Origin of the sequence: Spirosoma validum (genome assembly GCF_014699035.1) — a bacterium.
Classification (GTDB): domain Bacteria; phylum Bacteroidota; class Bacteroidia; order Cytophagales; family Spirosomataceae; genus Spirosoma; species Spirosoma validum.
Genome location: NZ_JACXAA010000002.1, coordinates 380,154 through 402,806, shown reverse-complemented (window position 1 = coordinate 402,806; position 22,653 = coordinate 380,154). Strand labels below are relative to the sequence as shown.

The window sequence follows — 22,653 nt, the reverse complement described above, 5'->3', positions numbered from 1 at the left end:
TTGGCGCGATGGTCATGTAACGATAAAGGGTAGTCTTGCTGCCCCTACCCTATTTACTCACCTCTTTTCAAACTACTGGATCAATGGCTATTCTGTCCAAAGACGAAGCGAAGAAACTAATTGACAGGGTGTTGTCTTTTTCAAAGGCGGATGAACTAAGTGTCAGTCTGAGTGGCGACAAGGGCGGTAACATTCGGTACGCCCGAAATGCGGTGAGTACCAGTGGCCAGTCCGCTAATTTGTCAATGGCTGTTACGTCGGTGTTTGGAAAACGCTCGGGTACCACCACCGTTAATGTATTCGATGATCAATCCCTGGAAAAAACGGTTCGACGAGCCGAAGAGGTAGCCCGCTTAGCGCCTGAAAATCCAGAGTACGTGCCTGGGTTAGGTCCTCAGAATTATTTGGAAACCCATACCTATAACGAAGCTACAGCCGCCATTGATCCTGCTTATCGGGCCAAACTGGCTCTGGACAGTATTGACATTTGCAAAAAGAATTCCGTTAATTCCGCGGGATTCCTGGAAAACTCAACCGGCTTTACGGCGATAGGCAATAGCAAAGGACTTTTCGGGTATACTAAATCGACATCCATTGATTTCTCGGTAACCGTCAGAACGCCAGACGGTACCGGTTCGGGTTATGTCGTGCGGGATTACAATGATGTTTCCAAACTTAACAGTGGTCCGCTTACGCAGGTGGCCGTTCAAAAAGCCTTAGCCTCGTCTAAGGCGCAGGCACTGGAGCCGGGTAAATACACCGTTATTCTGGAACCAACGGCCGGTCAGGAACTGATTCGTAACATGATGTCGAACATGGATGCGCGCAGTGCCGAGGAAGGGCGTAGTTTCTTGGGTAAAAAAGGAGGAGGAACCCGGCTGGGCGAAAAATTATTCGACGAACGTATCACCATTTACTCCGATCCTATGAATGCCGAGATTCCAGGAGCGCCGTTTGTTTCTGGAGGTAGTCGCCCTGGTTATGGCGATCTGCTGGGAGGTGGTGGTGGAGGTGGCAGCAGCACCGACGGGCGACCACAGGAGAAAGTAATGTGGATTGAAAAAGGCGTGATTAAAAACATGTTTTATTCGCGCTTTTGGGCTAAAAAAAAAGGGGTTAAAGCCATTCCGGCTCCTGACGGAATTATTATCGATGGTGGTAATGAATCACTGGCCGATCTTATCAAGAGCACCCGAAATGGTATCCTGGTTACGCGGTTCTGGTACATTCGGGATGTTGACCGGCAAACCCTGCTGTATACCGGCCTGACGCGGGATGGTACATTTTATATCGAAAACGGTCGTATCAAGTTTCCCGTCAAAAACTTCCGTTTTAACGAAAGCCCCATTGTTATGCTCAACAACATCGAAGCGATGGGTAAACCTGTTCGGACAAACGGTAGCTTGATTCCACCGATGAAAATTCGTGATTTTACTTTTAGTAGCTTATCTGACGCCGTCTGAACGTGCGATTTAGACTGATTTTTCAATACGTTCACCACTAGCAACAGAATTCTGATTTTTAGGATGGTTACGATTACGTGTGATTTTTCCAGCCGGTAGTGCAGGCTGGTTTAAAATCATAATCCTATCGTACTGATCATAAAAATCTGCCGATGCAGTTCTATTGCGATAACCTGAATTCAACTTGAATCGTCGAGATTTTATTCAACTAACCAGCGTAGGAGCTAGTGCGTGGCTGTTGCCGGGTATGGCTGCTGGCGGAAGAGTCATTGATACTGAAGCACTTCTGGACCCTGGCCTTGATCTGACCATCAAAAAACGCCTGGCCGATGCCGGTCTGAATGCCGCTAAAGCAAAAGGCGCTACGTATGCCGATGTTCGTATTGGCCGGTACCTCAACCAGTTTGTGACAACGCGTGAGGATAAGGTGCAGAGTATTGTTAATCTGGAGTCGTTTGGCGTAGGGGTTCGGGTACTCGTAAACGGGTGCTGGGGATTTGCCTCGCTAGGTGATGCCCATACAGAAGCACAGGTTGCTGAAACGGCCGAAATGGCGGTGGCAGTAGCCAAGGCAAACATAGCCTTGCTGGACGAGCCGGTACAACTGGCTCCGCAGAAAGGGTTCGGCGAAGTCCATTACCAGACGCCTTTTACAAAAAACCTGTTTGAGATTCCCATCAAGGAAAAAGTCGATCTTTTGCTGTCGGTTAACGGTGCCGCTATGACCAACGGCGCCAACTTTGTCAACTCAGTGCTGTTCATGGTCAATGAGCAAAAGTACTTTGCTTCGACCGATGGCTCGTATATTGATCAGGATATTCATCGGATCTGGCCTACGTTTACCGTAACGGGAATTGATCGGACCACGGGTCAATTCCAGACCCGTAATTCATTGGGTACGGCGAAGGCAATGGGGTATGAATACCTGCAAACCGCTCCCAGTGATCGTATTACTGGCCGCCCGACTACGTTGTTTAATACGTATTACGACATGCTGGATGATGCTACGTTAGCAGCCAGACAAGTTAAGGAAAAAGTCAAGGCGAAGTCGGTCGAAGCCGGGAAGTACGATCTGGTTCTGGACCCTTCTCACCTCCGCCTGACAATTCACGAATCCGTGGGGCATGCTACGGAACTGGATCGCGTGTTGGGCTACGAAGCTAACCTGGCCGGTACGTCTTTTGCCACAATGGACAAATGGAAATCCAAGACCTTCAAGTACGGTAGTCAGCAGGTCAATATTTTTGCCGATAAAATTCAGCCCGGTTCAATGGGTGCTGTTGGCTGGGATGACGAGGGGGTGAAAACCAAAAAATGGGATCTCATCAAGGACGGCATCCTGGTCAATTATCAGGCCATTCGGGACCAGGTTCATATGCTGGGCGAAACCGAATCGCATGGATGTTGCTACGCCGACAGTTGGAATGCCGTTCAATTTCAGCGTATGGCCAACGTATCACTAGCGCCAGGAACCCAACCCCTGTCGGTGGATGAGTTGATCAAAGATGTAAAAAAAGGTATTTATATAATTGGATATGGCTCGTATTCGATTGACCAACAGCGGTATAATTTCCAGTTTGGCGGTCAGTTATTCTATGAGATCAAAAACGGTGAGATTGCGGGCATGCTAAAAGATGTCGCCTACCAATCGAACACGCAGGAGTTCTGGAATTCGTGTGTAAAGGTTAGTGACCAGCGCGATTATCGGGTCGAAGGGTCGTTTTTCGATGGAAAAGGGCAGCCGCCCCAGTTAAGCTGTGTTTCGCATGGGAGTGCCACGGCTCGCTTCAACGGCGTTAATGTGATTAATACGGCCCGAAAAGTGTAGCACGAAGCGAGTTCAAACATTTAACCCCAGTCAACTTCATGGTTAACTGGGGTTAAATGTTTGTGACTAATGACTGAATGTCGAAAGTACCTTCGATCGGGTAGCTTAGATCTACTTTTCTTTATCGTCAAGATCATTCGCTTTCAATGATCCTGCATCATGGGAGTATCTAACTCTTGTTAATTTTATTTCATCCATAGCACTGATTGCGCATCAGTCCCTTTTGTCCATTTGGTGAGGTACAAGTGGTAATACGTCTATCTAAGTCCAGATCAGGGTTTACCCGGATAGCCTAAGGCCGACCGGGCTGCATAGGATGCATCATACATGGCATTGAAGCATTTCCCAAACGATATGTCGCCATTCGGTCCCTGGGTCAGATCCCAGAACGGCAGCATCGCCACCAGTGACACTTCTATAGTTGGGTCGTAAACTACGAGCGTCAGATAGCCCGCAATGGCCCCGTTGTGGCCGTAACCTAAATTGGCGAATAGGGAGGTACCCAGCGCATACGTGGGCTTGGCGGTTGAACCCTCGGTTTGCATCAGCTCGACCGTATGGGTATTCAATACGTTCTCACCCCGCATCAGCGAACGCACGTAGGTGTTCAGAGCCGCCATGGTGCTGTAGCCATTGCCCTCCCCGACGTGACCACTCATATTGACCCGACCGAAGCTTTCCAGCTTGCCCGATGGCCGCCAGAGCAGGCTGGCTACGCTGGGTTGGGGTAGCTGAACGTCGTTAGCCCGGTAAGGAAACGAGACCGGTACGGGCACCCGGCTGGCCGGTCCGGTGATGTGGTCGTAGAGGTAATCGGCATACGTCTTCGCGCTACCGCTCCTGGCCGAGTAGACCCGTTCGATGATCCGACTCAGGATGACATAGCCCGTGTTGCTATAGTGTTGACCGTTACCGGGTGTGAAGTATTTAAGATCGTGATCGATCAGTTGTTTGATCATTTCCTCAGCCGTGAACTGATGGGTCGAATCCCGGGATAGAACGTAATTGACGAAACTCTCCCCGTTATAGCCCGGCACCGGGTCATTATCCACATCGAACACGCCTGCACTGTGATTGAGCAGTTGCTCGATGGTGATTTGACTTTTGTAGGGAAAGTTCCAGTCCGGGGTATTCGGTACGTAGGGCAGATTGGTATTCGGGATCAGATCGTTGACGTGAGCTTTGTAGTCGAGCCAGCCGTCCTGATACATCTTCATAATAGCCGCGCCAGTAAAGTTTTTGGTTACACTGGCGAATCGATAAACGGTGTTGGGAGTGACAGGTTGACGCCCCGCAGCAACCGAAGATGCGAAGTAGGTTTGGGTAGGCGTCTGAATCAGTACATTGAGGGAAGGGACCTCCTTCTGAAGATCTTTTTCCAGATCGGCCCGCACTTTATTGACGGCTTCCTGGACCCGCTGCGTCGCCGGAACAGGGTGATCGTCCAGGTTAATGACGTTACAGCCGAACAGCAAGCTGGTCATTCCGCCAACCAGAAAACATCTGATAAAAATGGTGTGAATAGTTGTCAGCGAGAAAGCAGACCGCTTGCGGTAATGGGTAAAAAAGAAAGAGTTCATCTTACTTGATTCGAGATTTTTAACAAGTGGTTAATAAGAGCTGGTCATAGAAATCAGTTAAACCGATGCTTACTTATTCGCGATCTGAGCCGCGCGTAAGGCCGTATTCCGCACACCCAAAGCCAGCTCCAGAAAACCAGCATCCCGGCTAGTTATATCACCGGGGATTTCTGGTATACCGCTGATCTTAATAAAGTTGGCGACTAGAAGCACAGTTGTCTTCGTAGCCGGGTTGTACCGCAGTGTAGAGACAAAACTTAAATGGGCACCGTCGTGACCATAGCCTAATCCTTCGTTGAACGTAAGTCCTAATCCATAAACACCGTGGGATACGTCAGCGGGTAGCATCTCCTGCATCATGGCTACGCTTTGGGATGTCAGTCCCGCCTGGCCTGTCATTAACAATTCCATCCACCGGGTGATGTCGGCAGGCGTTGACACCAGATTGCCCTCCGTTACGTACAACGACATGTTGTCTTCGGGAGTATTCTCTACAGGCTCGCCGGGTAAGTAAAGATAGGATTGAACAAATGGGTCTTTCATTCGCTGGTCGGTCCCCTGCCAGACACTGTATGTATTAGTCAGCTTCAACGGCTCTAGAAACCGGGTCCGGATAAAATCGCTATACGACATGCTCGAAATTTTCTCAATAATTTTGCCCAGCAGATTGTATCCCGTATTTGAATACTGGAATGTAGTGCCCGGAGCGAAGTTGGACAGCTTGTTCTGAGCCACAACACCGACCTGTTCGTCAAACGTGAAGGTGTGCGTGTCCTGTTTAAGCTCTTTCCGAACATATTCGCCGTAGCGTTTGCCTGCGTAGGGCTGATTAACGGTTTTAGGTATGTCCTGATTAGTTATATCAAACACACCCGCCCGGTGCTGGAGGAGTTGTTTAATAGTAATCTGACCCTTGTAAGGGATATCGTAGGCAGGTGTATTAGGCAGATAAGCCGGAATAAAGTCGTTAATGTTCAGTTTACCTTCCTGCTGAAGCAGTATGATGGCCGCTGCCGTAAAGGTTTTAGTTATACTGGCGATCCGGAAATATGTATTTCCCTGAACACCGGGCTCGATGTTGCTCGACACCAGATTCGATCCGGCAGGCGTATTGACTTGCAGAAAAAGCCCTCCTTCATTTTTCCCGATGCCCCATTTTCCGTTAAAGCGCTGATAAAGACTATCAGTCAGGTACTGGAGCTGAGCACGGGTATCCGTAGGGGATACGTGATCGATTTTGAGACAGGAATTTAGTATTGTGCTACCCAGGACAAGAACGGTAACCAGGGTAAACATTGACTTGATATTCATGGTACTATGAGTTAAGAGAAAAGTCGAAAAATCATTTTTGGTTGCGTTTCAGGAAGCCGTTAACAAAGTCTTACGTCTACCCGCTTGCGGATCGAAATCACCTCACTGATCTCGACCCAAAAGTAGGCGGTAGCCATTCCGCAAAACGATAAGAAATGATCCAAATCCGATAAGAATTGGTCCAATTGGTTCCACCGGCCTACTCAGTTGGGCTTTTATAGTCTCTGGGCCGCGGTAATTAACGCTTCGCAAGTTGGACCGCTCTTACGGCCGTTTTCTGTAATGAAGAACTCAGATACGACAAATCAGCTTTGGTTTCATCCGGACTGACGCCAATTTTGAAGAAACTAGCCACAATCAAAACCGTCGTTTTCGTCGCCGGGTTGTAGCGCAGGATAGACATATAACTCAGATGAGCGCCGTTGTGACCATATCCCAATTCGTCCACCGAAAGCCCCAATCCATATACGCCACGCTCGGTGTCAGCTACTTCCATTTCTTTCATTAAGGCTACGTTTTCGGGCGAAATTCCAGCTTTGCCCGTCAGCAATAATTCGATCCATTTGGTAATATCAGCCGGCGTATTGACTTGCAGGAAGATACGCCTGTGTTCTTCTCGATGCTCCATTTCTGATTGACGTGCTGATAGAGGCTGTCGGTGAGTTGCTGGAGTTGGGCATGGACATCCGTCGGTGGTGCATGATCAACTACGGTAAAACAGGACTGAAGCGTTACGCTACCCAGAATAAACAGGGTTATCAGGCAAAGGATTGACGTGCGTTTTATGGTAACTGATCGTTAGGGCCTGCCTGGATATCCTAAGGCCGCCCTACCATCCCAAGCCGCATTGTATATAGCGGTGAAACACTTAGCAAACGTGCTATTCTGGCCTTCTTTACCATCGCTTTTATCAACCAGATTTATAAACGCCACGACCGACACGTCAGTAACGGGATCATAAGCCATAAGTGACAGTGTCCCACAGCGCTCTCCATTATGTCCAAAGCCCATATTCGGCGTGAAGAAGCATCCAAGGGCATAGTGGTTCCTGTTACTTGTATCTATTTTAATATCGGCTTGCATGAGAGAATCTACGGTGAACGATGTCAATACGTTCTGGCCTTTCATCAGCGTCCGCACGAACGTATTGAGTGAGGCTGGAGAGCTGTAGCCATTGCCCTCCGCTACCTGTGCACTCATGTTGTAGTCTTTGTAGATTTTTGGCACCTTTCCGAGATTCCGTTCAATGCCCATCACATAGGGGTCCGGCATCTTCGTATCATCAGCTCTGACGGGGAAATGAATAGCCAACTGAACAGGCGCAATTCCCCCAACGATGTGATCTCTCAGGTAATCCTCGTAAGTTTTGGGCGTTAAAAATTTCGTCGAATAGATGCGAGCAATAATATAGCCCAGTATTGTATAACCCGTATTGCTATACTTAAAACCGGTACCCGGAGGAAAAGAATATAGCTTGTACCAAACTAGTGGCTTAACCAGTTCGTCGGCCGTAAACTGATGGGTGGAGTCAACGCCCTGCGTATAGGCAGTATAGGACAGTCCACCGGTTCCAGGAACAATCCCATTATCAACATCATAAACGCCAGCCGAATGTTGCAGCAGTTGCTCAATGGTAATCTCATTTTTAAAGGGAAAATCCCACTCAGTCGTATTAGGCACGTAGGGGATGTTGCTCCCCGGAATGTTGTCGCTGATTTTCGCGTGTATGTTCAGATAGCCGTCCTGATGCATTTTCAGAATAGCCGTAGATGTAAAGGTCTTGGTATTACTGGCAAAGCGAAAGTTGGTATTTTCGGTGTAGGGCGTAGCGCCTGCTGGTACCGAGGAGGCAAAGATTTTTTCGGTCGGTGTCTCAATATACAGATTCAGCGAAGGGACCGAATTGCCCAGTTCCTTTTCCAGGGCGGTGCGAACGTTGTTGACCGCTTTTTGCACCCGGCTCTGGCTACTGGGTTGAGGCCCCGTCAGGGGATGATCATTGAGCAGGGATGAACAGGCGGTAAAAAATACAGAACTCAGTGCAACCATACCCAGGCGTATCGCAACTTTCGAGGGACATGAGTTATTGAACATATCTGGTAGTAAAGGAAAGTTAGTCATCTCGTTAATTTCTACCCAAAAGTAGACGGCAGCCATACCTCAAGACGATAACAAATGGTCCAAATACCATAACGAATGGTCCATTTAATGCCAAAACAGATAAACAAGGCCCATACCAGTCAATTCTGACTGGCAAACTCTTGGGACATCGGGCATATTACTCAAGCTATTTGTTACCTACGTAGGTTGTGATGGCTTATGTCCAATGGCCCGGGTTAGCCGTCGATGAAGTGTCGGGGCTGGGCGGCTGACCGGGCCCGTGCGAAGGCAGGAACTAGATTGGTTGTTGTCTTCTCCCAGCCCGTGGCACAACGCCCGAATCCAGTCCTGATCGGTGTAGTCAATACCACTCTTTCTACGAGTGATAGTGAGCTTCATTGCTGAAAATAGTCGACCTTATCGGCGTCTACATTGTTGGTAATCCGCACCTCTCCACCACTTCCCCCCACCACCGTAGCACTCACCGTCAGTACCCCACTGGTGGCCCCCGGACTGAGCAATCCGCTCAACCCAAAGCTTCGGACAGCCCCCCCGCCAAGGGGCTGACTGCTGGTCAGCACGTAGTAACCGTCCTCACTGGTAAAGTTCCAGCTCGTATTCTGAATGCTACGTCCTCCTAACGTGGTCAGGCTGCCATCGAAGCTCAGGGGGGCTTTGGCATCTTTGGTGACTTTGACGGTGATGAGCCCACTGGTGGCAACCGAATCGATCTCCACCACATCCACCACCACCGTCAGTGGAGTATTGGCATACACGGTCGAGGGCCGGGCGTACAGAATCGGCGTCAGATCAGCAACAGCGATGACCGTCGTTATCGCCGTTGCTGAGCAGCCATTGCTCCCCGTTAGAGTGACTGAGTATAAGCCAGGCGTCGTGACGATAGCCGTATTGCTGCTATTGACCTGCGTAGCACCGGTACTGAAGGTGTAGGAAGTCGCTCCCGGTGAAGCCGTTAACGTAACACTGGCATTGGGCGTTGCGAGTGGGCCACTGGCCGTCAGGCTGGCGACTGGTGAAACGTTGACCGTTACGTCCACAGTTGCTATGGCCGAGCCCTCACTCGTACTGACGGTGAGCGTGAAGGTCTGGAGGCCCGAACCGCTGGCCGTTAGGCTCTGGCTGAATGTGGGACTGCTGGTCGAACCATTAAGGGAGGTGCTGCCATTGGTAAGCACATAACTATACGATCCCGGCGTGCTACCGACCCCCGCCGAGAAGCTCAGGGGAAGGCCCGCGCAAACGGGGTTAGGAGAAGCACTCAGGTTGATAAGCGTTGGTGGAGACGAACACAAGGACACCCCTCCAGTCGTAGCGACATAGACGGTGCTACCCAGAGCATATACACCATTGACCGAATTACTGCCTAAGCCATTAGCCGTCGTATAGGTCGTGAAGTGTTGGCCTCCATTCGTGGAGATGCTCAGTCCTCCAGCTGTAGTGGCATAAACGGTGCTACCCAAAGCATATACACCCGTGACGAAATTATTGCTTAAGCCATCAATGGTGGTTTTATTAGCAAAGCTTTGGCCCCCATCCGTGGAGATGCTTAACCCTTTTTTCGTAGCGGCATAGACCGTACTACCCTGCGCATACACGCCATTGACCACATTATCGCCTAAGCCATCGGTGGTGGTTTTAATAATGGTGAAGCTTTGAGCTCCATCCGTGGAGATGCTTAATCCATCATCTGTAGCAACATAGACAGTGCTACCCTGCGCATACACGCTATAGACCACATCATCACCTAAGCCATCGGTGGCGGTTTTATTGTCGAAGCTTTGGGTCCCATCGGTAGAGATGCTCAGTCCCCCAGCCGTAGCAACATAGACAGTGCTGCCTTGCGCATATACGCCATAGACCGAATTACTGCCTAAGCCATCAATCGTGGTTTTGTTGGCAAAGCTTTGGCCCCCATTCGTGGAGATACTCAGCCCTCCATCTGTAGCGGCATAAACGGTGCTACCCAGAGCATATACCCCTGTGACCACATTACTACCTAAGCCATCAATGGTGGTTTTGCTGGCAAAGCTTTGGCCCCTATCCGTGGAGATGCCCAGTCCCCCACCCGTAGCGGCATAGACGGTGCTACCCTGCGCATATATGCCAGTAATCAAATCAGTGCCTAAACCATTGGCCGTACCACGGTTTGCGTAGCTCCCACAGGTTGGCCCATTGGTTTGTGCCCATGTCCTGTTTGTTAACAGACCCAGCAGAAAAAGACTCAGACATACGTAGCTAGTCAGCCGACTAGCAACGGGTCGAAGCTTGTTGATCGGTGGAAGCCCCATTAAAGAAGGTTGCATAAAAGAGAGGATTTGAGAAAAAACTATGACCGAACGACGGCAATGGGTAGAGCATTGGCTAAGCACGTCCTTTATAGAAAAGTTACCGCTTCGGTGTGAAGATCGTAATAGGCGCCCACTATTTTTATTTTTCCCTGCTCACTCATCTGGTTCAGGATGGGACTTCTAGCTTTAATCGTCTCGATTATGTTGAGAACATTGTTCTTGATAACTACCTCCACATAGGCAGCATTTCTGGCCGTCTTGTCACCGGTAAAGTCCCTGGATCGAACCATAACGGACCTACTGTTAGCTAGCATAGCGGTTATATTCCCCAAGTGCACCTCATCAATGGCGGCCTTGATGGCCTAACCCCAAAATCAGTTTAGCCTCCGATACCTTGCAGCCAACTCCATACTGCCCCCTACATCGGTGTTGACGACATTGCCCGCCACCCGCCCCACGAAGAGATCGCCGATGCCTTTATCAAACACATCTTCGACCGGCACACCACTGTCTAGACAGGAAAGAATGACGGCTATGGGGAACTGGCCCGCCGAGGCATAGCGTACCATACTATACTGGAACGATTTCCTGAATAAGCTCAGCAAACCAGGTAAAACATATCCTGTTAACGGAGTGAGAAATAACGTTAAGCCCACTCATTCTACACTTCCACAAGTGGGCTTAGCGTCGCGTAGTTTATTTGAGTTTAACTAAGTCGGGGAAAGCTCCTCCGGTGAAATCCCAGTTATCTCCATTGATATCAAAATAATAGGCATCACCGGGACCAGGACCTTTTTCATAATCTTTTCTTATGTCATGATAGCCAAAAAAGTCAGGCTTTTCCTTGTTAAATTGTTTAAATACATAATCGCGGGTAAATAACCCCTCATCGTTTAAAGTTTGCTCCGGCCTGCCATCCTTAAATAATATATAGGCAGCCTCATCCGATAATTCGTAACCATCGAATGTGAAATACCAGTAACGATAATAAAAACCACCATTAAGCCCGGCGGGGGAATAATAGCCCCTCACATAGTAGGCTTTATGCTCTTGGTAAATTCTTTCTGCGTAGTGGGTAGGGTGGTAACTATCATTATAATAGGTGTCCTCATGCCGAATAGTATAGTTTAACTGACCAGTTTTTATGATCATCATATTCCAAAGGTCTTTTCTAAATTTCTCGTATGCAGCCGTCTGTAGTTTTACGTAATCACCACCGTTAGAAACAGTTGGGAAATGTATGTCCGCCAACTCTTTAAGGGTGTATTTTTTGTTATTAAATTCAATCTCTTGCTGCCACGCATCCCGCAAGCTCTTGTAATTGTCTTTTTCATCTGCCAGTAGGAGTAGCTTGTCCCTAACGGCTATATATATTATTTCATGTTTATTCTCAAAATCTCCGAATGTAGTATCAAAACTTGCAGGCCTATCATACCCGGATGCCCATTTATTAATAAAATTAACGGTAATGGCAAATGCCGGCCCGAGAAAAGGGATTTCTAATCCTGCTACGTCGAAGACGCCGAGCGCTACAGTAATGAAGGAGTTTATAAGAAAATCTTTCCAGCTCGATGGCTTTTGGCCTGATTTAAATAATGTGTGAATATTTTTTTCATAATTACCCGTGGTAAGGTATAATTCTTGCCACCAGGCTGCCATATTTTTTAAGTTCTGTGATGCACTTCTTAGCTCACCTTCTGTTATGGGTGTCCCCCCCAGGCCACCACCCGGCTCCGGGATCACATGATCGGCACAACTGGTCAGCAAAGAGGGTGACAAAGCAACACCGGTAACCGCAATGGCGGTATCACGCAGCCAGTTCCTTCGACTTAGTTTGTTCAGGGTGTTTTGTGATTGCATGGCAAAGTTTAGTTTAAACGTCTTGATACGTGGTCAATGAGTGATTACCCCTTAGACAGCCGGATCGCTTTATGCGCTAGACTGGCCTAAAATAAGCCTGTCTGTCAGATAGGTAGGGAAGCGAAGCGACGGCCTAAATGACGGGTCAAAAGTAGGTTGTCGCGTTGGGGAGAAACGATAAGAAATGATCCAAAAACGATAAAAAATGGTCCACTTGATGCCAAAACGCCAGAGCAATGAGCTAAAAGGTTACTCAATCAGGCTTGAGTGGCAAATTCACTCAGACTCAACTGATAGAGCTCCCGAAAACACGTACTAACGTAGGCCGCACGCTCGAAGCCTATCAGATAGGCCATTTCACTCACCAGGACGCCCGACTACAGGAGATGATCCTCTTGTTTCAGACAGTAGTTACGGAGCCTCGGGAGCCGGATGGGACGAAGCCAGATTAGGATTACGCAGACTGGCCTGCACCCGCTCCCGCTGCTTACGGACCAGTTGATTACGCCCCCGGCGAGCGCCCCACCAGCCTGATTAGAAATGGCTCCTTAAAACTCGATGATATCGCTTTTTGAAGGAATCACATTCGTGAATAATTCGGGTGTTGTGGGCATAAACACAGAGACAGGCTGTCGAGTCAGGAAATTATCGGGGGCGGTACCCAGTTTCTTAAATTCAGGAAAGGAATACGGAAGTCCTTCCAGAAACAAACCATCAGCGTAATTGACCAGTTTTTTCCTGCCCGGATTAGCCACCACATGAAAATGAAGATGGGGCGCTAAGGAGTTGCCTGAATTGCCTAAACGACCTAGTTGCTGACCGGCCGTTACTTGTTGACCCACCTTGACAAGCACCGAGTTAGGAATCATGTGCGCATACATAGCCAGCGTACCATCACTGTGCTCGATGTACACCACATTACCCGTCAGGTTTGTATAATCGATTGGGTAATCTATTTTTCCTGGCGTGACGTTATCGGCTATGCCGTCTGCTGCAAATACGACCGTACCGCCTTCAGCCGCCATGACGGGTTGGTTATAGCAATACCAGTCTTCGTTTTTATCACCCTTATTCTTGTAAGGAAGGCCGTCGACGACTTTAGCGAAATCAATAGCGTACCGTTGTGGATTGTTGCCAAGAATATACCCATTTTGTACGGGATCAAATACTGGCTGTGGAAGCAGGAACAGGGCTTTTGTGTGGAGGGAACTGGTAGCAGGCGCATCTTCGGCAAACCAAATGCCGGATGGTACCGGAAACCCGACTCGTCTTTGATCTGGATATTGATGGTCGATAGTTAATCGGAACGTACTGACGCTCACCGTGCCAGATTGGGCCAACTGAAACCGATTCGTTAGCACACCTGGGTTCCATCCAATTTTGGGGTAAGGAAGCCAGATATGGGCTAGATAAAAATCATCCTTTACCGAAAAATCAGTATAGGTCACCAGTACTTTATCGCCTTGCAGTACGTCGATTTTCTGAAGCGTACTACCCGGCGGAGTGTGCAAATGTAAATCGTAGACCAACCATTCTCCGCTTGTATTGGTAACTTTAACGGGTAACGAAGGGAGGGCGGCTGATACGTTGGGGGTGCCGTCAGGATTGATCAGGTGATCCTGACAACCCAGGAATAATCCGGTGATTAAAAGACAGATTCCTAATGCGATTCGATACGTCATATCATCAATTGGTTGAACTGGATTCACTATGGATTGTAAGAAAGCCTCTAATTATTTTCGACTCAAAGCTGGCCGTGTTGCATACCCGTCAAGGCTAGAGTATGTAAAAGGATTCTGTCTGTAATACCGTGATGAGAAGAATAACTCACGTCAACCGTTTTCATTTCAGGTCATGCAGATACAGATAAATCGCTCTTAATTCATCATCGGAATAGGTAAACGCTTTGACAGGCATGTATTTGCTCAATACCCGTCCTTCGGGCGTTTTGCCTGTATGAAACAACTTGACAAATCCTTCCTGCGTCCAGTGGCCCAGATTACCCGTCGAGGAAATGTCGGGGATGGGCGGCTGACCGGGCTCGTGCGAAGGCCCTCCTTTGAAACTGTCGGTGTGGCAACCCGTACACGTAACGGCCAGGTACTTTCCGTAATCGGCATCGATCGCTGGTTTCACCTCATCGGCATACGTAGCACTGTGGTCAATCTTTTCGGCAGAAAGCAGTGGAAACTCCCCCATGAACGTAAGCACCCGCCCCAGTGGCTTGATCGACTTTGGCGGAGTGGTTTTATCAACGGGTGTCTGCTTCCTGACGTAGCTGATCAAATTGGCCATATCCTGGTTCGACAGGCCGCAGATCTCGTGCGAGGGCATAAACCAGAGTGGTTTATTGTCTTTTCCCAGCCCATGGCGCAACGCCCGAATCCAGTCCTGGTCGGTATAGTCAATCCCACCCTTGCCGCTGGTAATGTTCGACGCCTGAATAAACCCAATGGGCGAATTTGCATCGGCGAATACTTCGCCCGTGGCCAGATCAGCACCATGGCAACCGATGCAGCCCCTAATCTCAGCAACGTGTCGACCAGCCAGGTACGAAGCTGAATCGTCGGGAATGCTCAGGCTCTGGAGTTTTACGTCGTATACTTTATTGATGCTGGCTTCGGTTTTGGCATAGACGATACCATAAAAAATGAGCAGCAGCAGGACCAGGCTACCCAGTACAATGCCGATCCATTTGACAATTTTATTGAGCACGGTGATGACGGATAAATTAGTGAAAATTCAGTGAATACCCTTAGTGATCCAAGAGCAGGTCAAAAGTAGGGTGCGGGCGTGCTGGGGAACGATAAGGAATGGTCCAAATCCGATAAGGATTGGTCCAATGGACACGTGATGCGCTGGAAGTTTGCCCAATCAGGATTGGGTAGAGAATTCACTCGGGCTCAATTGATAGAGCTCTCGAAAACATTTACTGAAGTAGGCCGCACTCTCGAAGCCGACCTGGTAGGACGATTCACTGACTGACACCCCCGACCGCAGGAGTTGGGCCGCTCGTTTGAGCCGGTAGTTGCGCAGCAGTTCGTGGGCCGTCAGACCCGTCAGCGCTTTTACTTTGCGGAACAGGTTGGTACGGCTCATGCCCAGTTCACGCATGATCTGTTCGAGACCAAACCCGGAATCGCTCAGATTTGCTTCGAACAAGGCGTATAAGCGAGCCAGAAACGGATCGTTAGATTGGGAGGCCGATTGGGACGAAGCGGGATCGGGATTGCTCAGACTGGCCTGCACCCACTCCCGTTGCCGCTGTTTACTAACCAGTTGATTGCGCACCCGTAGTTGCAGTTCGGCTAACTGAAAGGGCTTGGTTAGGTAATCATCGGCCCCCAGCGAGAGGCCCGCCAGCCGATTCTCCACCGAAGACTTAGCCGTTAGCAGGATGACGGGGATATGACTGGTGCGCTGGTCGGTTTTCAACTGATTGCAGAGCGTAAAGCCGTCCATCAGAGGCATCATCACATCCGAGATGATCAGATCAGGTACGTGTTCCAGGGCCTGTTCCAGTCCATCGCGTCCGTTGACGGCCCGCCGAATGCGGTAGTTCATGGGCAGACTTTCAGCAATAAACCGGGCCAGTTCATCATTATCTTCCACCAACAGCAACCGAGGTTCATCCGATTCATCCGAAGCTGTCCAGGCATCGTCATTAACGCCCCGGTGCCACGGGGCCGCTACGTCCGGAACTGCTTCCGACGTATCAACGGGTCGGTAGGGTAACTCGACAACGAACGTAGTACCCTGGTTTAGCTGGCTCTCAACCGAGATTTGCCCCCCCTGCAACTGGACCAATTCCTGCACCAGCGCCAAACCGATACCCGTACCCGGCGTAGCGTTTGTCGTACTAACCTGATAGAAACGGTCGAAAATATGGGGTAAGTGCTGAGCATGAATACCAACACCTGTATCGGAAACGGTTAGCCGGATACGACCCGACGCTTCTGTCAACGATACCGTAACCGTACCGACTGTGGTGAATTTCAGGGCGTTGGCGGTCAAATTATAAACAATACGTTCCAGCTTTTCGGCATCGAACCAGTAGTCGCCCGTTACCTCAGAATCAAACGTCAGACTAAGCCCGTGGGCGGTTGCCTGATCGGTTAAGGGGTCCAGCCAGTGGCGGATGAATTCGGTGAGATTCCCTCTCGACTCGTGAATGGGCATGACGCTGGCTTCCAGCTTGGACAGATCCAAAAGCTGGTTAATCAATCCCAGGAGCTGATGCGCATTCTGTTCGATCGTTTGCAGTCGCCGACGGTTTTTAGGGTTTGGATTCTCGCCCGCCATTTGTTCGGTAGGGGCCAGAATCAGCGTCAGCGGTGTACGAAACTCGTGGGTGATGTTGGTAAAAAAATTGGTTTTGATCGTATCGACGGCCCGAAGCTGATCGGCTTCCTGCTGGCGAATCCGAATGGTTTGGTTGAGTCGAAGCCGATGCAGATAAATCTGAAGTAGCCCCCAGGCAATGCCCAGACCGATCAATACATAGACAAGAATGGCCCACCAGCTGGCCCAGAAAGGGGGCTGGATCGTAATAGCCAGTTTGCGCACGTGCCGACTCCATTTCCCTGCGGTATTGGCGGCATTGAGCAACAATACGTAACGACCCGGTGGCAGGTTGGTATAATTGGCCTCGGGTCGGGTCGTCCCCTTCCACCCTTCTTCCAGGTCTTCCAATCGATACCGGTACTGATTTTTGGTCGGCTGGTTGAATTGCAGAGCGGCAAATTGAACGGTCAGGTAATTCTGATTGTAGGCTAAGGTGAGCTGCCTGGTGGCCTGGATGGGTAACGTGCCCAGAACGGAGGTTCCCAGTAATGATCGGTTGGCAGAGGTAGGGGTGTCCGCGCTTTCAGGCCCCGGCAGGTCGGGCTGAATGACCTGATTATTAACCTGTAGCTCGGTCAGCTCAACGGCTGGCTCAAAGGCGTCCTGACCGACCCGCCGGGGATCAAAAGCCGTGAATCCTTCCAGGCCACCCATCAGTAGTTTACCGTCAGGAAACTGGACGTAGTGATTCCGGTTAAACTCGTCGGCCATGATGCCATCGTCTCGGGTAAAGGTCTGGGTGGTGAAGGTCCGGCGGTTCATCCGGCATAGACCTTTGTTTGTACCCATCCATAGATACCCATTCCGGTCCGGTTTCACCGAATACACGACGTTGTTGGGTAGACCGTTGGCCTGGGTAAACCGACGAAATTGACCCGTTCGTTTATCGAATCGACACATCCCACTGCCAAAGGTGCCCATCCACAACACATTGGGGTCGGCTGGATCAGCCGACAGGCAGTACAGCGAATTGCTGCTTAACGAGGTGGCATTGCCGGGGCGGTTGACAAACTGCCGGATTTGACCCGTCTGGCGGTCAACCTGATATAATCCATCGGTCTGACTGGCCAGCCAAAGGGCCTGCTCATCGACCACCACTTCGGTAATTCGATCGTTAGGCTGGACAGCAATCGGGTATTGGAACCGGGTCCATTGCTTCTTTTTCTCATCAAACCAGAAAGCAGATGAACCTTTGATCGCCCAAACGTGGCCCTGCGAATCGGTCGTCATCGGACAGGCAATACTAACGGCAGATTCCTCGCGAAAGACAACTGGTAGCGGAAAATGTTCAGTCTGGCCCGTTTTTCGATCCAGCCGGTAGAGATCCGAGGTGCCTACGTTAAACCAGAAGCGACCCTCCTTATCGAACGTATACCGAAAATTATAACTACTCAAACCACTCAGCCTGGCTAAAGCCACCGGGGAAATGGAGGGCAGTCCCAGCGAATCGCTGGTGAGCAGATCCTCATAAAAGCTACGGTGGTATGGGCGTTTCTGAAAGGGATTTGGCTGTAGATCGTAGGTGCGGATACCAGCTCCATCCGTGCCGACCCATAGCACATTGGTTCGATCGATGATCAAGGCGCGACACGCATCGTTACCTTGTCCCCAGCGGGTAACGACCTGGACGCCCTGCTGGTCTGTAAACCGAAAGAAAATATTGGCCTGTTCAAAATAAACTGCTCCCTGCTGGTCGATGGCGGCTTGAACCTCAAGAAGTTCGGTTCTCTGAACCGGCAACCTGTAAGAACGCATCTGGCCCGTACGGGGCTGTAGCAGGGTAAGGTAGTGCTGGGAGAAGATCACGAGTTCTCCGTTTGGCCGTAAACGTACAGCGGCTACGGCATTCTCAGGCATTGACTGAGGATTGCCCGGCTGATGACGCAGGTGTGTAAAACTAAACGTAGCTTCCTCAAAGCGATCCAGCCCGTTCGCCGTAGCCAGCCAGATCGTTCCATCTGCTCCTTCCGACACGTCGTACACAAGATCGCTGCTGAGGGATGTCGCTTTCTGAGGCTGATGACGAAACCAGTGTCCCTGCTTTTTGGCAATATCCCAGAAAATGACGCCCTTACCATTCCTTAGCCAGAGTCGATCCTTTCGATCGATGAAAAAGGTAAATCCCATACCGGGTTTGACCAGTTGGCGAAAATCGGCTTGTCGGGAAAAATTGGTAAAGGTTTCGGTCCGTGGGTCGAACACATCAATATCCTTGCGCTCGGAAACAACCCAGATACGCCCATGTCGGTCCATCTCAATTTGGTCCAGCCCGGCAAACGAGAGGGAAGGGCGTCCATTGGGGTCGGGTTGAAAGACTTTGAATCGATAACCGTCGTAGCGACAGAGCCCATCGCGGGTGGCGGCCCAGATGAAGCCCTGTTTATCCTGAAGAATGGATGGGACAAAAGCCTGGGGTAAGCCCTGACGGTCGGTGATGACTTCGGGCTGAGGTAAGCGAAACGGCTGCGCCCGCAGCCATGCTGGTGAGGCCAGCAGGCCTATCAAACAGACCAGAACGCGTACGATCGTCGGTATGTGCTTATTCATACCAGATTGAGGTGCTTAGATCACTTCGTTTACACTGAAGTATAGTCTGAAAGCATCGCTCATTTATTGACTGATTGGTTGAGGAAAGATTGTGGCAAAACTAACTTTTTTACATTAAAATCGCCCTTTTTGGCCTCAAAATGAGTGGAGTTTACCCATTCAGTAGCAGCCTATCTATGGAAGATGTTTAATAGGTTTCAAAATCGAGAACAAGTGGTTTTCAACGAACGATACTACGTATATAGTCCTAGCCTGTAATGATGTATCCTCCAAAATTTCATGCTAATCCCTGGACCAAGTATACAACGATGAATATTTATTTTTGCTTAAGCACAATGATTGATACTAATAGCCCCAGCCCTTTGTAGATTTCAATTCCGGTCTGGTACGATTACAATTCGACGCAGAGCAGGCCTTTATGAGCGCAACCACAAATTTCAATTCCATTATGGTACGATTGTTATCGACGCACCGGATTCACGGGTGGCCATTGGTCAAAAATTTTAATTCCAGGCAGGTACGATTATAAACAAAGGCATTAGGGCGAAGGTCCGGAGGGAAGCGAATGTGGCACTGGTTTTCATAAATAGGGCTTAATTAGAGCTAAAGAGAAAGTAGTTTCAGTTGTTGTGAGTTCGATATACGTACCTTGACAGCACCTGCTCAACCATGGCGACGTATCAAAAAGACCGGAAAAGGTTCGCCGGTTGACATAATGATGAGGGTACATCTGCCCAAAAAGAACCCAACCGGCAGATGTACTCACTAACAAAACAGAATCCTGGCCTCACCTGGATTTGCTGCCGAAAATACTCGATCTTATCGGCATCAATATTGTTGGTCAGCCTGTCTTCCACCACCGCTGTGGGCAATACTGTAGAGCTAACCGTCACCACACCCGAAGAGGCTACTGGGCTGAGTGTGCCCGTCAGCCCAAACGACAGCCGATCGCCTGCCTCAACACGCTGTGAGGTAGTTAAGATGTAATAGTTTGGGTTGGAATTTTCCAAATTCCAGGCAAGTAAAGAGTTGAAGCGCTTCAGGTAGCCTCCTCGTAACCCGCAATTCTGCTTCAGTTGTCGAGTTAGCTTCCATATAGTCCAGTTTAAAAGGTGATTATATTTAAAGGCGGGAAAGCGATAGCCCATAAAGAGAAAATGGGTGGAGGAGCAAAATCAGTACCGCATAAAATACCGTTAATTTGATTAAACTAAGTATCCAGCAGGAATAAAAAATTACGCTGACGTTTTACACCGGAATGCGGTCTTTGGTGGGGTGCGATAAGCTTACCCGGAAACCCATCACTCATCACATCCAGGATGGCATCGACAAATTATCTGTGACTAATCAGGGGGTCATTATCCTTGACGAGGACCGGAATCAGGTGTTGATGGCGTACTTCCTCCACCGTTTCAGTTAGGGTTTTAGTCTTAATACAAGCCCATGTTGAGAATGGCTGCACTAGTTCACGGATAAGGTGTTGTTGGTAACAGGTCGATTTCAACAGGCATGTGTTCCATTGTTATTGGGGTTAAACAGTTTTAACCCCAGGTGACCTATGTTAGACTCCGGCGAGGGACGAGCCTTTTTTCATCCTGTTGATCGGCCATTGTTCAGTAGGCAACTGGGGTTAATGGATTCCAGGTTAACCCTGATAAGGTTAACTACGAGCATCGGGGCTCACTAAATCGATTTGCTTTCATTTTTCTTCCGTTTTGTGAAACGTTACGGGGAAGACTCCACTTTTCAACCGATCACTTTTGGGGGAAGCTTACAAGGTAAAGCTCGATACAGAAAACTAGTGTCATCAAGTGGAAGACAGAATCATGTTTTACCCAATTTTATAAGGGGTACTATGTCTAACAGTGTCCCGTTGGTCATAGTACCCCTTATAAAATTAGCTCCGTCCTTTTACAGCAATCCTTCTTTTGATCACAGGCCTTATTAAATCTGCATGGCCAGTTTCGAAAGAACGCTGCTTTCCAGGTCGATTTTACAGTTATAAAGTTGCTGTTGCAACGTTTCTAAACTGGAACTGTAGCCACTAAACTGTATATCAGCTTGTAGAGATGACCTTATACCGATAAACCACTGGGCATTTTGGTTAAAAGTCGAACCAATACTTCTTACCCGATAGCCTAGGTGTCCGCCATGATTATCAGCATTATCATTCAGCGAAAGATACCCACCGTTGAAACCATTGAATTGACCAATAGAAAGATCATGAAGCGTAAAGGTTAAAATCTCATCGCACCCAACGGCCTTTATCCAATCGGCAGAATAGGGTGCCTGCACCTGTAGATAATAATTAATATCATCTCTTACACTAGCATAAATCGGTTGCCCAATACAACTGACTACGGGTGATAAAGAAATATGCTGATCATCTATTTTACTGAACTGCCACAAAAAAGTAGAATTATCGTTTGGGTCACAATTGAGCGACGAATACAACCAGTTACAGGTAACTCTTAATTTGCCCCGGCCCGTAAGCGATATTATTTCAGCTTGCATAAATGGTCCAGTATTCGACGCTTTTAGTAACTCTCCTAAACTACCGTTCGTGATCGCTGTCATGGCTAGAAAAAAGTTGGATTGGTCCAGTATTGCTGCTGCCCGGCTACCATAGATGGAAAAGCCGAGGCTTCGGCCTGTATACTTCGCCAGCAGACCAGAGCGGCCTCAATATTTAGTGATGCCAGAAAAGCCATTGTTACGTCGATGGGCGAAGCAAGCGTGTTGGTTAAATCGGCTGTAATAGCCTGCCATTCGCCAACGACTAAGCCAGCCGCATTTTCCAGTAACGTAATTTGCTCACCAATAGGCGCCCATAAGTTACCCAGCTGATCCTTGTGAGCTGCTATCTGACTATCAACAGCAACGTTATCATTAAGAAAATTGAGTACCTGCGTCGAAACGAGCTTGTATGAACTAGCCATTGGCGTTGTATCTGCAGCAAGCTGTTGAAGCAGGGATTTGGTCAGCTGCTTCAACTCATCAGTTACGACACCATCACCTTTACTAACTGCTTTTACCTGTTCATTCAGGCTACAAAAGTTGACAATAGCCTTATCGGCATAATTAGCCAGTTGATGCGACAGATCGACCAGGCTATTAAACGTAGTCTGCTGCCAGAGCAGACTACTACGTAGCAAGGCCGGATACGCATTCAAATACTGGGTAATAAAGGCCTGCGCCGGTTGGGCTTCCAGAATAACCCCTACCCGCTTGTTGATCAATGTCCAGTCGCTGGCAGGGATTGTGTACAACTGACTTACAGAACTGCTCGCTAATGTGGGCATATATACATC

Annotated in this window: 16 protein-coding genes and 1 pseudogene; 3 read left to right on the top strand and 14 right to left on the bottom strand. The window is 49.1% G+C overall.

Going from position 1 to position 22,653, the window contains the following annotated elements; genetic code table 11:
- Positions 1-83: 83 nt before the first annotated feature.
- Positions 84-1,463: a TldD/PmbA family protein gene (locus tag IC230_RS06500; protein WP_191038164.1), complete on the top strand. Its 1,380-nt coding sequence runs from the start codon at positions 84-86 to the stop codon at positions 1,461-1,463.
- A 184-nt stretch (positions 1,464-1,647) separates the two neighbouring features.
- Positions 1,648-3,291 (top strand): TldD/PmbA family protein, encoded by a 1,644-nt coding sequence (locus tag IC230_RS06495; RefSeq protein WP_191038163.1) that lies wholly within the window; start codon positions 1,648-1,650, stop codon positions 3,289-3,291.
- Between the two features lie 272 nt (positions 3,292-3,563).
- On the opposite strand, the gene IC230_RS06490 is transcribed toward IC230_RS06495, so the two are convergent.
- The 3 genes from IC230_RS06490 to IC230_RS06480 form a co-directional block, all read right to left on the bottom strand.
- Positions 3,564-4,871 (bottom strand): serine hydrolase domain-containing protein, encoded by a 1,308-nt coding sequence (locus IC230_RS06490; protein WP_191038162.1) that lies wholly within the window; start codon positions 4,869-4,871, stop codon positions 3,564-3,566.
- Positions 4,872-4,940: 69 nt separating this feature from the next.
- Positions 4,941-6,182 carry a serine hydrolase domain-containing protein gene (locus tag IC230_RS06485; RefSeq protein ID WP_191038161.1) on the bottom strand — a complete coding sequence of 414 codons (1,242 nt, stop codon included), beginning with the start codon at positions 6,180-6,182 and terminating at the stop codon, positions 4,941-4,943.
- A gap of 238 nt (positions 6,183-6,420) precedes the next feature.
- Complete coding sequence (locus IC230_RS06480) at positions 6,421-6,810, bottom strand: hypothetical protein (protein ID WP_191038160.1); 390 nt, start codon at positions 6,808-6,810, stop codon at positions 6,421-6,423.
- Positions 6,811-6,821: 11 nt separating this feature from the next.
- On the opposite strand from IC230_RS06480, the gene IC230_RS34435 reads away from it, so the two are divergent.
- Positions 6,822-6,956, top strand: coding sequence for a hypothetical protein (locus IC230_RS34435; RefSeq protein WP_262893149.1), 135 nt, complete (start codon positions 6,822-6,824; stop codon positions 6,954-6,956).
- A gap of 24 nt (positions 6,957-6,980) precedes the next feature.
- On the opposite strand, the gene IC230_RS06475 is transcribed toward IC230_RS34435, so the two are convergent.
- The 11 genes and pseudogenes from IC230_RS06475 to IC230_RS06425 all read right to left on the bottom strand — a co-directional run bounded on the left by IC230_RS06475 (position 6,981) and on the right by IC230_RS06425 (position 22,644).
- Positions 6,981-8,303 (bottom strand): serine hydrolase domain-containing protein, encoded by a 1,323-nt coding sequence (locus IC230_RS06475; protein WP_223860382.1) that lies wholly within the window; start codon positions 8,301-8,303, stop codon positions 6,981-6,983.
- Between the two features lie 177 nt (positions 8,304-8,480).
- Positions 8,481-8,681, bottom strand: a complete 201-nt coding sequence (locus tag IC230_RS06470) for a hypothetical protein (RefSeq protein ID WP_191038158.1) — start codon at positions 8,679-8,681, stop codon at positions 8,481-8,483.
- On the bottom strand, positions 8,678-10,606 hold the full coding sequence (locus IC230_RS06465) for a hypothetical protein (protein ID WP_191038157.1): 1,929 nt from the start codon (positions 10,604-10,606) through the stop codon (positions 8,678-8,680). Before IC230_RS06465 ends, IC230_RS06470 begins: the two co-directional genes overlap by 4 nt.
- A gap of 71 nt (positions 10,607-10,677) precedes the next feature.
- Positions 10,678-11,160, bottom strand: a pseudogene (locus tag IC230_RS06460) (carbonic anhydrase).
- Between the two features lie 127 nt (positions 11,161-11,287).
- The gene (locus tag IC230_RS06455) at positions 11,288-12,451 is read right to left on the bottom strand and encodes a hypothetical protein (RefSeq protein WP_191038156.1); all 1,164 of its coding nucleotides are present in this window, start codon (positions 12,449-12,451) and stop codon (positions 11,288-11,290) included.
- Positions 12,452-12,999: 548 nt separating this feature from the next.
- Complete coding sequence (locus IC230_RS06450) at positions 13,000-14,133, bottom strand: M23 family metallopeptidase (protein ID WP_191038155.1); 1,134 nt, start codon at positions 14,131-14,133, stop codon at positions 13,000-13,002.
- A gap of 160 nt (positions 14,134-14,293) precedes the next feature.
- Complete coding sequence (locus tag IC230_RS34605; protein WP_191038154.1) at positions 14,294-15,166, bottom strand: c-type cytochrome; 873 nt, start codon at positions 15,164-15,166, stop codon at positions 14,294-14,296.
- Positions 15,167-15,325: 159 nt separating this feature from the next.
- Entirely contained in the window at positions 15,326-19,342 is a 4,017-nt protein-coding gene (locus IC230_RS06440) for a hybrid sensor histidine kinase/response regulator transcription factor (protein WP_191038153.1), read from the bottom strand.
- 680 nt (positions 19,343-20,022) lie between these two features.
- Positions 20,023-20,490 (bottom strand): hypothetical protein, encoded by a 468-nt coding sequence (locus IC230_RS06435; RefSeq protein WP_191038152.1) that lies wholly within the window; start codon positions 20,488-20,490, stop codon positions 20,023-20,025.
- A gap of 796 nt (positions 20,491-21,286) precedes the next feature.
- Entirely contained in the window at positions 21,287-21,751 is a 465-nt protein-coding gene (locus IC230_RS06430; protein ID WP_191038151.1) for a hypothetical protein, read from the bottom strand.
- Between the two features lie 170 nt (positions 21,752-21,921).
- Positions 21,922-22,644 (bottom strand): hypothetical protein, encoded by a 723-nt coding sequence (locus tag IC230_RS06425; RefSeq protein ID WP_191038150.1) that lies wholly within the window; start codon positions 22,642-22,644, stop codon positions 21,922-21,924.
- Positions 22,645-22,653 lie beyond the last annotated feature (9 nt).